The sequence below is a fragment of the uncultured Cetobacterium sp. genome, from assembly GCF_945952365.1.
Lineage (GTDB): Bacteria > Fusobacteriota > Fusobacteriia > Fusobacteriales > Fusobacteriaceae > Cetobacterium_A.
Window position 1 is genome coordinate 26,125 of the sequence record NZ_CAMFHX010000022.1, and the last position, 13,826, is coordinate 39,950.

General features: G+C 30.2%; 13 protein-coding genes. All 13 read right to left on the minus strand.

From position 1 onward, the window contains the following. Window positions 1-58 precede the first annotated feature (58 nt). The 13 genes from Q0O83_RS08540 to Q0O83_RS08600 all read right to left on the minus strand — a co-directional run bounded on the left by Q0O83_RS08540 (window position 59) and on the right by Q0O83_RS08600 (window position 13,809). Window positions 59-712, minus strand: coding sequence for an N-glycosylase/DNA lyase (locus Q0O83_RS08540; RefSeq protein WP_294096199.1), 654 nt, complete (start codon window positions 710-712; stop codon window positions 59-61). 111 nt (window positions 713-823) lie between these two features. After that, window positions 824-2,584 (minus strand): hypothetical protein, encoded by a 1,761-nt coding sequence (locus Q0O83_RS08545; protein WP_294096200.1) that lies wholly within the window; start codon window positions 2,582-2,584, stop codon window positions 824-826. Window positions 2,585-2,592: 8 nt separating this feature from the next. Beyond that, window positions 2,593-5,325: an SNF2-related protein gene (locus Q0O83_RS08550; protein ID WP_294096202.1), complete on the minus strand. Its 2,733-nt coding sequence runs from the start codon at window positions 5,323-5,325 to the stop codon at window positions 2,593-2,595. A 111-nt stretch (window positions 5,326-5,436) separates the two neighbouring features. After that, on the minus strand, window positions 5,437-5,643 hold the full coding sequence (locus Q0O83_RS08555) for a DUF1858 domain-containing protein (protein ID WP_294096204.1): 207 nt from the start codon (window positions 5,641-5,643) through the stop codon (window positions 5,437-5,439). A 66-nt stretch (window positions 5,644-5,709) separates the two neighbouring features. Beyond that, window positions 5,710-6,666 carry a KpsF/GutQ family sugar-phosphate isomerase gene (locus Q0O83_RS08560; protein ID WP_294096206.1) on the minus strand — a complete coding sequence of 319 codons (957 nt, stop codon included), beginning with the start codon at window positions 6,664-6,666 and terminating at the stop codon, window positions 5,710-5,712. Between the two features lie 2 nt (window positions 6,667-6,668). Further along, window positions 6,669-7,511, minus strand: a complete 843-nt coding sequence (gene kdsA, locus Q0O83_RS08565) for a 3-deoxy-8-phosphooctulonate synthase (RefSeq protein WP_366515959.1) — start codon at window positions 7,509-7,511, stop codon at window positions 6,669-6,671. Further along, entirely contained in the window at window positions 7,512-8,909 is a 1,398-nt protein-coding gene (locus Q0O83_RS08570) for a UDP-N-acetylmuramoyl-L-alanyl-D-glutamate--2,6-diaminopimelate ligase (protein WP_294096208.1), read from the minus strand. A gap of 102 nt (window positions 8,910-9,011) precedes the next feature. Then, window positions 9,012-9,404 carry a hypothetical protein gene (locus tag Q0O83_RS08575; RefSeq protein ID WP_294096210.1) on the minus strand — a complete coding sequence of 131 codons (393 nt, stop codon included), beginning with the start codon at window positions 9,402-9,404 and terminating at the stop codon, window positions 9,012-9,014. A gap of 74 nt (window positions 9,405-9,478) precedes the next feature. Then, complete coding sequence (ung, locus tag Q0O83_RS08580; protein ID WP_294096211.1) at window positions 9,479-10,147, minus strand: uracil-DNA glycosylase; 669 nt, start codon at window positions 10,145-10,147, stop codon at window positions 9,479-9,481. 8 nt (window positions 10,148-10,155) lie between these two features. Next, complete coding sequence (locus Q0O83_RS08585; protein WP_294096212.1) at window positions 10,156-11,928, minus strand: TIGR03960 family B12-binding radical SAM protein; 1,773 nt, start codon at window positions 11,926-11,928, stop codon at window positions 10,156-10,158. 10 nt (window positions 11,929-11,938) lie between these two features. Further along, a complete protein-coding gene (locus Q0O83_RS08590; RefSeq protein ID WP_294096213.1) occupies window positions 11,939-12,358 on the minus strand; it encodes an HD domain-containing protein in 420 nt (139 codons plus the stop codon). Next, the gene (locus tag Q0O83_RS08595) at window positions 12,359-13,210 is read right to left on the minus strand and encodes a KH domain-containing protein (RefSeq protein ID WP_294096214.1); all 852 of its coding nucleotides are present in this window, start codon (window positions 13,208-13,210) and stop codon (window positions 12,359-12,361) included. Further along, window positions 13,210-13,809: a thymidine kinase gene (locus Q0O83_RS08600; RefSeq protein WP_294096216.1), complete on the minus strand. Its 600-nt coding sequence runs from the start codon at window positions 13,807-13,809 to the stop codon at window positions 13,210-13,212. The genes Q0O83_RS08595 and Q0O83_RS08600 overlap by 1 nt, the downstream gene beginning before the upstream one ends. Between the last annotated feature and the right edge of the window lie 17 nt (window positions 13,810-13,826).

A 13,826-nucleotide genomic window follows, 5' to 3' on the forward strand; every position in this document is an offset into this window, starting at 1 on the left:
TATGTTAAAAATTATATCATAATAATGTAAGTTTTATCAATAAATCTTTAACTAGGTATTACTTAAATATATCCTTAGCTTCTAAATACCAAAGTAACAAATCCATATTTTCCATAGGTATATCCACCTCTTTACAATAATCTCTTAACTTTCCCTCTATCTCTTTATAAAGTTTTGGTGACAATGTTTTGGGTAGTGCCTCTATAACCTCTAATTTTACTAAATTTTTCAAAATATGTCTGTCTAAAATTGCTAACTCTTCTCCAAATCCTACGTTTCTTAAAAAGTGACTCGCTTCTTTATAAGACATCCCTCTTATATTTTTTACTATCCACTCTCTCATTTCAAATACCGAAGTAAAACTAGAGAAAAAATCTTTTGTTATAAACTCACCTTTTTCATTCGTCATCTGCTGTCTTAAAAGATATAAGTTTTTAGCTTTAGTTTTATTAAAACGTACAATATTTAAATATGGTAAAATCTCTTCCTCTGTACCTGTAAAAAGAGTTGTAGAATCTCTTAGTTCACTTATCGCTTTCCAAGCGTTTTTAGCTTTTGATTGAGGTGTCAATATACAAAAAGCTAGTTCACAATATACATCTTTATTATTTCCCTCTCTCCAAACACTTCTATAATCTTTTAATCTATTTTCTATTCTCTCTTTTATACTTTCATAAATCTTTTCAACTTCATAAAAATAGGTATTTTTCATAAATTTACCTCCTAGAGCTATTATATTCTAATTCTATCATACTTTTTTAACTCTTTGCAGTTGTTTTTAAAAAAAATAGAGTAGAACAACTGTTCTACCCTGTCTTTCAAATTACAGATTTACAAAGTACCCATACTCTTTAAATAAACCTGAAACCTTATCTAAATTTTCTTTTTTTACCATTATATGTAAGTCTTCACCTTTTAAAATTAAACTTTTAAATCTTTTATCCTTTGTAATTGCAGATAATAGTTCTTTATCATTTTTTAATTTTAATACTTTATATTCTGGTACATGTGTAATTAGTTCTGTTTTTTCCATAACCTCTCCAAAGAATCTATTCCAATTTGTTGGTAAGTCATTTGTAATCTTCTCTTTAAACTCTTGAATCTTACTTTGTACTTCATTTAAATTCTCCAAACCTTTTGTCAATGTTTCCTCTGTTATTTTAAATTTATTTGGAGCTATTTTATTTGCTATTTTTTCTAATGTCATCATTCTTAATGGACTTTCACCTAAAACAGTAACAATTAGTCTATCCTCATCTAAAACTACCTGTCCTTCATCTTGTAAAACTTTAAAATCATAAGTAGCTACTCTATCAAAAATATATCTTCCTAACTCTGTAAATTTCACATATTTTATTCCATCATACTTACTTAAATATCCATTTTTTAAATAAAGTGAATTTGCTGAAGATGGTTTCTCATAACAAATTTCTAATACTCCTAATGAAGCTAAAATAAAGAATACTGACTTTATAAATGGTTCAACTACATATGCTAGATATTTATCATATCCCACAATTTTTGTTCTTTCGTAGTTTGCTTCATTTATATAAAGAGTTGCAAAAGCTGATTCTACATCTATAATCTCTATAAATTCATCTCTATAAAGAATACTCTTTATAATATTATCGATTGAAACATATCCATCATCAGGAAACTCTGATAAAATCATTTTTATTGTAGCTAAACCTCTTTTTATCTCATCATTTGATTTTCCTACGTTCTTTATTCCTTTTAAATAATTTAAATAAAGGCTTATGTAAGTATTATCTTCACTTTTGATAGCACTTCCATCTAAAAAACCATTAACAATAGATTTAAGATTACTCGATCTTATAAAATCATCATTCAGATATTCATCTTTAAACAGGAATAAAAATAATCCCATTGTCTCCGTTTTTAAAAACTCTAAATCTTTTATACCTTCATAATACTCATGAATATTACAATATTTTTTCATATTGTTCTTAGATTCTTTCAATAACTTTCCACTACTAGAAAGTTGCATCTTACCATCTTTAAAGAATGAATAGTATTTTCTAAGATTTTCTTGGATTTTCTCCTCATTGTTTTCTTTAAACTCTGTTTGACAGCTATTTAATTTATAAATAAAATACTCTTTTGGTTTAGTCATGAATCTTCTCATAACTCTTACAATATCGTTATTTAAAACTAGATATTCACCTTTTTTAGTGTCTCCAACTTTTGTAAAGAATAGAAAATCATCTTTTAACTCTGATTTTATATTATACCCCTCTTCGTCTTTAAGATAAACATCTCTATTTTTTATCTTAAACTTTCCTTTCCAAGCAACACTTTCAAAAACCTCTTGAACCTCTTTTGGAAGTGATAAGTATATTCCCTTAAAAATCTCCTCTTTTGAATACATCTGCTCCATCAGTTCTAAAAACGTTTGCTTGTTTGTAGACTCTGATATCAGAGATATTTCAAATAACCCAAGATTACTTCCTATGTATCCTTCTGCAATCCAATCTAAAAAATATTTTTTAAATATTTTAAAAAGTACTTCTTTTGAATAGCTTTCATTTAAAGCTTTTCTAAATCTATCTCTACTTATTCCCATACCATCTCCTATTCTCCAAGAATAAACTCTATGTCTTTTTCAGTTAAAGTTTTTAAAGTCGCTCCCTCATCAGATATTAAATTATCTAACAATTGACTCTTACTCTCTTGTAATTTTAATATTTTCTCCTCTATTGTATCTTTCAATATCAACTTATAAGAGAATACAGTTCTATCTTGTCCTAGTCTATAAGCTCTATCAACAGCTTGATTTTCAACAGTTTTATTCCACCAAGGATCATATATAAAGATTGTATCTGCTGCAGTTAAGTTAAGCCCCACTCCACCAGTTTTCAATGTCATTACAAACACTTTATATTTTTTATCTTTTTGGAATAGGTTTACTAGACCTTGTCTATCTTTTGTAGCTCCTGTCATCTCTAGGTATTTAATACCTCTTTTTCTTAAATCTGCTGTTATACTCTCTATACTTTTTATATAATTTGTAAAGATTAACACTTTATGTCCATTTTCAACTGCATCTTGAACATTATTTATAAGTACCTCTCTTTTACTTGAAAGTATATTTGGATTTTTCATCTCTGGGCAACTTGTCAACTGTCTTAGCTCATTTAAAGCTTGAAGGATATAGAACTGAGTTTTTCCTAGTCCTTGAGTTTTTATCTGGCTATTTATCATTCCATAATAATAAGCTCTTCTCTCCTCGTACAATCTCTTTTGCTCTGGATTCATTCCTATAAATAGAGTTTTCTCTATCTTATCTGGTAAGTCTTTTAAAACCTCTTTTTTTACTCTTCTAAGAATAAATGGATATATTTTTTTCTTCAACTCTTCAATTGCTTCTTTATCATTTTCTTTTTGAATTGGATTTGCGTAATGATAATTAAATTCATCAAGAGTTCCAAACATTGATGGATTTAAGAATCTAAATAGCGAATATAACTCTCCTAAGTTGTTCTCTATCGGAGTTCCACTTAAAGCTAATCTATATTTTGCATCTAATAACATAACTGCTTTTGTCGTCTGTGCATTCACATTTTTTATATTTTGAGATTCATCTAAAACGATTAAATCAAACTTCATCTCTTTTAAATACTCAATATCATTTCTCACAGTTCCATAAGTAGTTATTATTGTATCCACTTCATTAAATATCGTTTTATCTCTAAAGTTTCCATAATATATTCCACACTTTAATGTCGGACTGAACTTTTTTATTTCACTCTCCCAGTTGTATATCAAACTTTTTGGCATTATTATTAGAGACTTTCTTCCTGATACCGTATGTAAACTAGTAATTAATGTAATAGCTTGAAGAGTTTTTCCAAGTCCCATATCATCTGCTAGACATCCACCTAGATTATTATCCATAAGATATCTTAACCATTTGTAGCCATACTCTTGGTACTCTCTCAATGTTGCATTTATTGCAGGCATATCAGCATTATAATTCTCTATCTGATTTATACCTCTGTAGAAACTCTTTGTTTTCTTTATCTCATTTGCTAAAACCTTATCTTCAATTAAATCATCTATAATTGGTAGATCAAAGAATGAAATTTTTACATTTGATTTTCCATTATCTTTAAAGACTCTTTCTAATTTTTCCATATACTTTCTATTTATAAGTGCATTTGTTCCATCACTTAAAACTATATATGAATCTTTTTTAAAGCTGTTTAAAACATCAACTATCGAGAATTTCTCTCCTTCGATTTCTAAATGTACATCTCCCTCTAAGAAATCTATCCCATGTTTGAAGTTTCCTACAACTTTAGGTTTTACAGCTTTTACACTGTATTTCTTTAAGTTATCTGTTCCTACAACTTTATATTTTCCTGCTAATTGAAGTAACTCTTGAGTTACAAACTCTCTTGCTAACTTCTCTTGTAATATTATAAAGTTTTCATCCACGTAAAAACTTGATTTTATTTTTAAATTTTTCTGATGTTTATGGATTGTTTTTACAATCTCTTCTACTGTTTCATCCAAATATGCTGATTCTACTTTTGTTATTTCCACTTTTTTTATTTCATCTTTAATTACTAATGCATTTTCTAAAGTATGAGCTTTTAAAAACTCATAGTCAATAGTTGAGATTGATGCTCCTATTTTTAAATATAGGCTGTTATCCTGAGATATCTTTTCAATTATAAGCTCTTGAACTGGTTTCATATTTCCCTCAGAAACCACTTCATAGTCTAGACACTCTATCTCTACTCCACTTCCAAAAGAAAAAGCTAAACTTAAATATTTTTCTAACTCTGCTCTGCTAAACTTAGATTCCATCTCTTTTAATATATGGATTGTATCCTTTGGGATATCAACTCTATACATCGAATCTTCACTTAAAACATAATTATCTGAAACTATCGTAAACTCTTTTTCACCATTTAAAAGTAGCTTTCCTTCACAAAGCTCACTATCTTCTTCAACAAAATTAATTTTTAATACTATTTTATTCCCACTTAGAAACCAGTTTATTGGTCTCATATCCCCTGTAACTACCTTTGTACTATTTTTAAGATAATCTAAAATCTCTATATTTTCATCGATATATAGTTCATTTTTTTCATTATCCCACCCAGAGAAAAAGCTATCCTCTTTTATCTCTTTAATTAAATCAATAATACTTAAATCGTTGTCATCATTGATTTCAAAGTCTGTAGTATCCTCTACTACTTCACCATTATTGTCTACTAAAGACACATAAGTTCCTACTTCATCACAAGTCAAAGCAAAAAATAATGATTGTTCCTTTTTTTCTAAATTAGATTCCATACCCTTTTCCCTCGTATATAAATTTTTTCTGAAATATATTATATCAAATTTTCTAAGGGTTATCAAGAAATTAAAAAAGGACTCTTTTAATTAGAGTCCTTTCAAATATAATTATTTTGCTTCTGATTCTTTTATTAAAGCGTTCATCTCTTCAACTAGAGTATCCGCGTCTAATCCGTGAGCAGAGATTCCTTCTCCTAAAGTTTCTCCAGCTGCTACCATACATCCTACGCATCCTAATCCATGCTTTTTAAATACCATTGAAATCACTGGGAATTTTTGTACTGCTTCTAAAATATTCATATCTTTAGTTACCATTTGTTAAGCCTCCTATTTTCCTTTATATTACGTTTTAATTATATTAAACTTTACTTTTTTTGTCAACTATTTTCCAACTACATTTAACAAATCATGGATTCTTACAACTCCAACAACTTTGCTATCTGCTAAAACTGGTAATACAGAGATTTGACTCTCTCTATTTTCCATAAGTTCTAACGCATCTAAAGCCATTATATCCTCTGTTGCAAATGTATAGTTTCTAGTCATAATATCTTCAGCTTTCATTTCAAAGAACTTATCTCTCATCTTTAAGGCTCTTCTGATATCTCCCTCTGTTATTATCCCTACTAAACTATCGTTTTCTGCTATACAAACTACTCCTAATCTTTTCTTAGTCATAGTCATTATAACTGTATCCATATCACTGTTCAGTTCTGCTAAAGGTAAATCTTTATGCATAACATCTTTTACCTTCATTAAAAGTCTTCTTCCTAAACTTCCACCTGGATGATACACAGCAAAATTTTCTGGCTTGAAGTTTCTAGCTTTTATTAAAACTGTTGCTAGTGCATCTCCCATAACTAATGTGCTTGTAGCTGAAGACATCGGAGCTAAGTTTAAAGGACATCCCTCTTGTTCTACTCCTATATCCAAAACTGCTGTGGCTTCTTTTCCAAGTCGTGAGTTTGGATTTGCTGTCATAGCAATCAATGTTGCTCCTATTTTTTTGATAGATGGAAGTATCGAGATTACCTCATCACTATTTCCACTATTTGATATAGCTATAACTACATCATCTTTATTTACCATTCCTAAATCTCCGTGTAGCCCCTCTGCTGAATTCATAAATACAGCTAAAGTTCCTGTCGAAGCTAAAGTTGCCGCTATCTTTTTACCAATTATTCCTGACTTTCCAATTCCTGTTATTACAACTTTTCCTTTTGAGTTAAGAATAAGATTTACAACCGTCTCTAAAGAATCAGAAATTTTATTTTTTACTTTTTCTAATTCACATATCTCTTTGTCGAAAAGGTCTTGGGCTATTTTTTTCATATCCATAACTATCTACCTTTTACTAAATCATCTATTTTAACTGCTACTTTTAATATCTCTTCTAAATCAGATAAGAATAACATATTTGGTCCATCTGATTTTGCATTTGTTGGATCTGGATGAACTTCAGCAAATATTGCATCTATTCCTATTGCAAGTCCAGCTCTCATAAGAGGGAATACAAACTCTCTATCACCAGATGTAGCTGTTCCTAATCCTCCAGGCTTTTGTACAGCATGAGTCACATCAAATACAACAGGGTATCCAAACTTTCTCATCTCTGCAAATCCTCTCATATCTACAACCATGTTGTTATATCCAAAAGTTGAACCTCTTTCACATAACATAATGTTTGGATTGTTCATCTCTTCCATTTTAACAACAACATTTTTCATATCCCAAGGGGCTAAGAATTGTCCTTTTTTTATATTTACAGGTAATCCTGTTTCGGCTGCTGCAATCAGTAAATCTGTTTGTCTACATAAAAATGCAGGTATTTGTATTATATCTACAACTTTTGCAACCTCTTTACAATGCCACACTTCATGAACATCTGTTACTACAGGTACATTAAATCTCTCTTTTACTTTTTTTAAAATCTCTAAACCTTTTTCAATTCCAGGTCCTCTATATGAATGGATTGACGATCTATTAGCTTTATCAAAAGATGCCTTGAATATGTAGTTTATTCCTAATCTATCACAGATATCTTTTACTTTTTCAGCAACTTCCATCACTAACTCTTCAGACTCTATTACACAAGGTCCTGCTATTAATGTAAATCTATTATCTCCACCAATTTCAAATTTATCTGCTATCTTAACTTTTTTTACTTCTTGAACTATTTTCAATTATTTCACCTCTTTTAATTCTTTTATAGCCTCTATTGCAATCTCTCTATCATCAAAGTGTATCTTTGTATTTCCTAAAATTTGATAAGTTTCATGCCCTTTTCCAGCTATCAGTATTATATCATCTTTTTCAGCTTTTAAAACCGCTTTTTTTATAGCTTCTTTTCTATCAATTTCTATAATATAATTTTTATTTTTAAATCCTTTTATAACATCCTCTATTATATCCTCTGCTTTTTCTGTTCTTGGATTATCTGATGTCACTATTACAAGTTGACTGTATCTTTCTGCTACCTCTGCCATAACAGGTCTTTTAGTTTTATCTCTGTCTCCTCCACATCCAAAAACAGTGATTACCTTTCCTGCTTCTCCTAAATCTTTTACTCCTTGAAGTATATTTTCTAAAGCATCTCCTGTATGAGCATAATCAACAATAACTCTAAAATCTTGTCCAACTGAAACCGCTTCAAATCTTCCAGGAGCTCCTTTTATATTTCTAACTCTCTCTTTTATTAGGTTTAAATCTATCTCTAAAATCTGTCCAACTCCTATAGCAGCTAATATGTTATACATATTAAATTTTCCAAGCAATGTTGGCTTCATCTCTTTTATTGTTTTTGAATCTAAATCTGCATCTTTATTTAAAGAGTAAGTAATTCCACCATACTCTTTAGCAATTTTTTCTCCATAAGAATCATCAATATTTATAACACCATTCTCTTTATTTTTTAACTTATCAAAAAGTATTTTTTTAGCTGCAAAGTAATCGTCCATATCTTTATGATAATCTAAATGCTCTGGAGTTAAATTTGTGAATACAGCTACATCAAAGTCTAACATATCCACTCTTCCACTTGTCAGTCCATGAGAACTAACCTCCATAACAAGATACTTCAATCCCTTATCTACAGCTTTTTTACTCATCTTTATGATATCCAAAGATTCTGGAGTTGTATTTGGAGCTTCTATAATCTCATCTCCAATTTTATACTCTACCGTCCCAATTCTTGCAACAGATTCCTCTCCTAAAATTTGCTCTATCAAATAAGTTGTTGTTGTTTTTCCATTTGTTCCTGTGACTCCAACTATCTTTAATTTTTTCTCAGGACTTTCATAGAAATTAGAAGCAATCTTTCCTAATCTGTTTCTTAAATCATCTACTAAAAAATAAGTTACATCGCCTTTTAGCTCCACATCTTCAGAAACGATAACTGCAACAGCTCCATTTTCTAAAGCTTTAGCTATGTATTTATGACCATCTACCAAAGTTCCTTTTAAAGCTACAAATATATCCCCGGGTTTTATTTTTCTAGAATCGTATTCTAAATCTCCTGAGTATATATTTTTAGTACCTGATTTTAAAATTTTATATTCTAATCCTTTAAATAATTTTTCCATCTCATCCCTCACTCATATTATTGGGTTTATTATAACACTTTTAAAATAAAAACAACACCTTAGATTAAACAAAAACAGAGGATCTCTCCTCTGTTTCAAATATTATTTAGCAGGTGTATAAACGCCTGTATTTAATCCATGTTTTATTGCTGATCTTACTTTAGTTGCTCTTACTGTTGCTCCTGCATTTTCAATATCCGCTGGTGCATAAAGAGTTTCCATAGCCTCATTTACATTTTTCCCTACAATTGCTGGGAATAATGCTTCGTATTGCCCTTTATTTTTTTCTAAAGCTTTATTCTTTAAAAAATCTTCACCTTTATAGAATAAAGTTCTATATCTTGGATTTTCAACTTTATCATCTTTTAAATCGAATTGAATCTCCACTTGTGTTTCTTGTCCTGATATGTAAACCCCTCTATAAGTACCATCTCTATGCTCTGCTGCAAATGTAACTGCTCCTAATACTGTTAATAACACAAATAACTTTTTCATTAAACCCTCCCGTAAGATTTTTCTATAATATTACCTCATTAAACTAACTGTTGTCAATAGAGGTCTCTATAAAATTAATATATATTCCAATCTATTTTTGTACCATATAGTTTTTCTAATATTTTATTTATATCTTTAAAGTGATTGCATCCAAAAAATCCTCTACTTGCTGAAAGCGGACTAGGATGAACCCCTTCTAAAACTATGTGTTTTTCATTAGTTATATATTTTTTCTTTGCTTTGGCATTATTTCCCCAAAGAACAAAAACTACTGTTTCATCTTTTTCATTTATCTTTTTTATTACTGCATCTGTAAATACTGACCATCCTATTTTACTATGAGAGTTCGCATCGCTTTCTCTCACTGTCAAAGCTGTATTTAATAGAAATACTCCCTGCTCGGCCCAAGATTCTAAGCATCCATGATTGAATGTATCTCCCTCTTCTTCTGCCGAAATCTCCTTATACATATTTCTCAATGAAGGTGGAATCTTTATATCTTTTTTTACAGAAAATGCTAATCCATGAGCTTGACCAAATCCATGATAAGGATCTTGCCCTAATATAACAACTTTCACATCCTTATAAGATGTCAGTTTAAACGCTGTAAATATCTCATTTTTTGGTGGATAAATAGTTTTCTCTGAATACTCTTGTTTTAAATATTCTTTCATCTTTAAAAAATATTCTTTCTCAAATTCAGATTTTAAAATCTCATCCCAATCATTACCTATTTTTATCATGAGCTCTCCTATTTTTTATCTAAAGTTAATGATCCACACTCTTTTATATATTTTTTCATTCCACAACCAGAACACTGCTCTCTACAATCTACTGTTAAAGCTTGTTTCTCACTGTTCTTTAACTCTCTTACGAAGAACTCTTTACTTACACCAACATCAACGATATCCCAAGGTAGAGTTGCATCTAAGTCTCTCTCTCCTAAGTAATCTTTGTCAGTTATATTTAACTCTTCCATAGCTTCTTTCCAAATTGAGTAGTTATCTTTGTAATCATCTAACTTAGCTCCGATTTCATAAGCTTTTTCTATTAGATCAGCAGTTCTTTCATCTCCTCTAGATAAGAACCCTTCTAAGTATGACTTTTTAGGTGGATGCATTCTAAGAGTTGATCCTTTCATTCCTCTAAAGGCATCTCTTAACATAGCTTGCTTTCTCTCTGTTTCCTCTACACTCATCTGCTCTTGCCATTGGTAAGGCGTATGAGGTTTTGGTACAAAGTTTGATACACTTGCAGTTATGTTTACTCTTCTTCTTATCATTCTACATTTGTAAGTTACTTTTTTTACTAACTCATATATACCCATTACATCTTCATCAGTTTCAAATGGTAATCCTATCATGAAGTAGAACTTTAAATTATCCCAACCAGCTTTTACTGCAGCTTCTGCTGTTTCTAATATCTCCTCCTCTGTTACTCCTTTATTGATTACATCTCTCATCTTTTGGCTTCCAGCTTCAGGTGCAAATGTAAATCCTGGTCTTTTACCTCCACTTATATTTACAGCTACATCTACAGAGTGAGTATTCATTCTTAAAGATGGTAAAGAGATCGCTAAGTTTTTATTCTCATATTTCTTTTGTAATCCATCTATCAATGGAGTTATTGCAGTGTAATCACTACTACTTAATGATGACAGTGAAATTTCAGAATATCCTGTATTGTATAACATATCATCAATAAGCTCTATATTTTTCTCTAAACTTCTCTCTCTAACTGGTCTATATACATAACCTGCCTGACAGAATCTACATCCTCTTGTGCATCCTCTTTGAATCTCAACAGAGGCTCTGTCATGAACAATTTGAATGTATGGAACCAGTTGTTCTGAGTATGATGGTGTGTTATCTAAATCTTGTAATATCGCTCTTTTTATTCTTTTTACACCTTTATGTAATTTTGGAATATATACTCCTTCAAAATCTTTTATAGCATCTAACTTTTCAGCTTTACTTTTTCCTGCTAAAGCTACTAAAGTTTGAGCTAATTTAGTCATTGTTTCCTCTCCGTCACCAATAACGAAGAAATCTAAGAACTTTTCCATTGTAGTTGGGTTCATCATACAAGTTCCACCAGCCATTATAAGAGGGTGCTCCTCTCCTCTTTGGTCTGCATGCAATGGAATTCCTGATAAATTTAAAGCATTTAAAACATTTGGATAACACATCTCATAAGAAAGCGAGAATCCTACAACATCAAAATCTTTTAACTCTGTTTTTGTTTCTAATGAAAACATTGGAATATTATTCTCTCTCATTAAAGTTTCCATATCTTCCATAGGAGCAAATCCTCTCTCTAAATAGAAGTTATCAACTTTATTCATAATTGAATATAAAAGTTTAATTCCTAAATTTGACATTCCCACTTCATAGATGTCTGGGAAGAATAAACACATTCTTGCCTTTATCGTATCTAAATCTTTATGAAAACTATTTATCTCGTTTCCTAAGTATTGAGCTGGTTTCTCTACTGACATTAAATATTTACTTATATCTACTCTCATCTTTCTCCTCTTATTCATCATCTATTTGTTGGAAGATTCTCATTTTATCTTCAACATTTCTTTTATGGTGATCTCTACATAATCTTGCTAACTCTAAATCTATATCTTTTAATTTTTGATAAGCATTTTGTGGATGTCTCTCTAACATTTCATCACCTACCAAAACTTTTTTAACTCTTCTATAAAAAGTGACATTACCTTTTCCACAATCATGTAGTAAAGCTAACTTTAAATATCTAATCTCTTTCTTTAAAATCTCATTTTTTTGAACAGCTTTATAAATCAGAAAAGAGTGCAATCTATCATAATCACTCATCTCGTTAAAAATTTTAAACTCATCTTTTGAAAGTATTTTTTTTACTTCATCTTCATTTTTTTTATCAAACTTTAAAAACAAACATCTAAAAGCTTGTTTTAATCTAGAAATCATTTAAATCTCCCTTATAATTATATTCCCAAACTCTTTTCTTAAAGCTTTAATATTTGAAGCATTTTTTCCAATCACTTCACCTTTTTTATCTTTTTGAACATAGAATATATAAATTTTTTCATCTGCTGTTCTCTCTATTTTTTCAACACCTGAAACAATCATATCAGGGATAGGTAAAATCATTTTATCTAACAACTCATCTTTTAAATATACATTCTCCAAAGTTAGATATTTACCTGGAAAAGTTTCAACCTCTCCTGTTAAAATATATCCTGACATATTTCTAACTTGTTTAGGCATAAAAGAGTTTCCTATAAATCTAAGAACATTTTTTTCAAAAGTTACAACTACGCTTCTTTCATGCTCTTTTAGCTCTAAACCTTTCTTATCTGTAAATCTACTTACATCATAAGTTCCACTGATCTCTTCTAAAGTTTTTTGAATCTCTTCTAAAGATCTTTTTATTCTTTTCTTAGGATATCTATAAAGATACTCTCTTTTATCTACATATTCAGGAAACGAAAGATTTGGAAAAGTTTTTTGAACCTTTCTTATAAAGATAGATTCTTTCATCTTCTCATTAAATTTAAAAATAATATCTTTCAAGTCTCCCTCAAAGTTACTGCTCACATAAAGCATATTTCTTTCAGCTGATACTTTCGCATCTGTTCTTCCACCTTGTTGAATACCTTTAGCCCAAGTAAATCCTAACTCATTCATTACTCTTCTAAACTCACCTTTTACAGTTATTTTTCCTGCCATCTCATCAAAAGAGTGAAATCTCTCTCCATTATAAAAAACTGTAAATATATATCCCCATTTATCAGTTTTTTCAACTCCTCTAAAATCCATTATTCTCCTCTTTTTCTAACTATATGACATCTTCTGCATCTAGCTTCATAACTTTCACTTGCTCCAACTAGTACAATCGGATCATCCTCATAAGCAGGCTCTCCATTTACAAGCCTTTGTGTTCTAGATGCTGGGTTTCCACAGCAAGCACATATCGCATTGAACTTATCTACATATTCAGCTTTTGCCATCAATCTATCCATTGGCTTAAAAGGTTCTCCTCTAAAATCTTGATCCAATCCTGCAACAACAACTCTTTTTCCTGAATCTGCTAACTCTTCACAAAACTCTGCTACTTCTTCTCCGAAGAATTGAACCTCGTCTATTCCAACAACCCTTACATCTTTATATTGAGTTTCTATTATCTCTCTCATCTCTGCTACTGTTGAAGCTGGAACAGCTTCTATAAAAACTTGGCTATGTGAAGCCACTTTTGTGTCATCATATCTATCATCACTTGCGTGCTTAAAAACTACCATTTTTTGGTTTGCATACTTTGATCTTCTCATTCTTCTAATTAGCTCTTCACTTTTTCCTGAGAACATACTTCCTGTTACAACCTCTATCCAACCCATTCCTTCTGTTAATAATAAATGCATTGTATTTTTTCCTCCAT

Coding starts and splice junctions, on each gene's coding strand:
- Q0O83_RS08540 (WP_294096199.1), bottom strand. CDS start 712: ATGAAAAATACCTATTTTTATGAAGTTGAAAAGATTTATGAAAGTATA.
- Q0O83_RS08545 (WP_294096200.1), bottom strand. CDS start 2,584: ATGGGAATAAGTAGAGATAGATTTAGAAAAGCTTTAAATGAAAGCTAT.
- Q0O83_RS08550 (WP_294096202.1), bottom strand. CDS start 5,325: ATGGAATCTAATTTAGAAAAAAAGGAACAATCATTATTTTTTGCTTTG.
- Q0O83_RS08555 (WP_294096204.1), bottom strand. CDS start 5,643: ATGGTAACTAAAGATATGAATATTTTAGAAGCAGTACAAAAATTCCCA.
- Q0O83_RS08560 (WP_294096206.1), bottom strand. CDS start 6,666: ATGGATATGAAAAAAATAGCCCAAGACCTTTTCGACAAAGAGATATGT.
- Q0O83_RS08570 (WP_294096208.1), bottom strand. CDS start 8,909: ATGGAAAAATTATTTAAAGGATTAGAATATAAAATTTTAAAATCAGGT.
- Q0O83_RS08575 (WP_294096210.1), bottom strand. CDS start 9,404: ATGAAAAAGTTATTTGTGTTATTAACAGTATTAGGAGCAGTTACATTT.
- ung (WP_294096211.1), bottom strand. CDS start 10,147: ATGATAAAAATAGGTAATGATTGGGATGAGATTTTAAAATCTGAATTT.
- Q0O83_RS08585 (WP_294096212.1), bottom strand. CDS start 11,928: ATGAGAGTAGATATAAGTAAATATTTAATGTCAGTAGAGAAACCAGCT.
- Q0O83_RS08590 (WP_294096213.1), bottom strand. CDS start 12,358: ATGATTTCTAGATTAAAACAAGCTTTTAGATGTTTGTTTTTAAAGTTT.
- Q0O83_RS08595 (WP_294096214.1), bottom strand. CDS start 13,210: ATGGATTTTAGAGGAGTTGAAAAAACTGATAAATGGGGATATATATTT.
- Q0O83_RS08600 (WP_294096216.1), bottom strand. CDS start 13,809: ATGCATTTATTATTAACAGAAGGAATGGGTTGGATAGAGGTTGTAACA.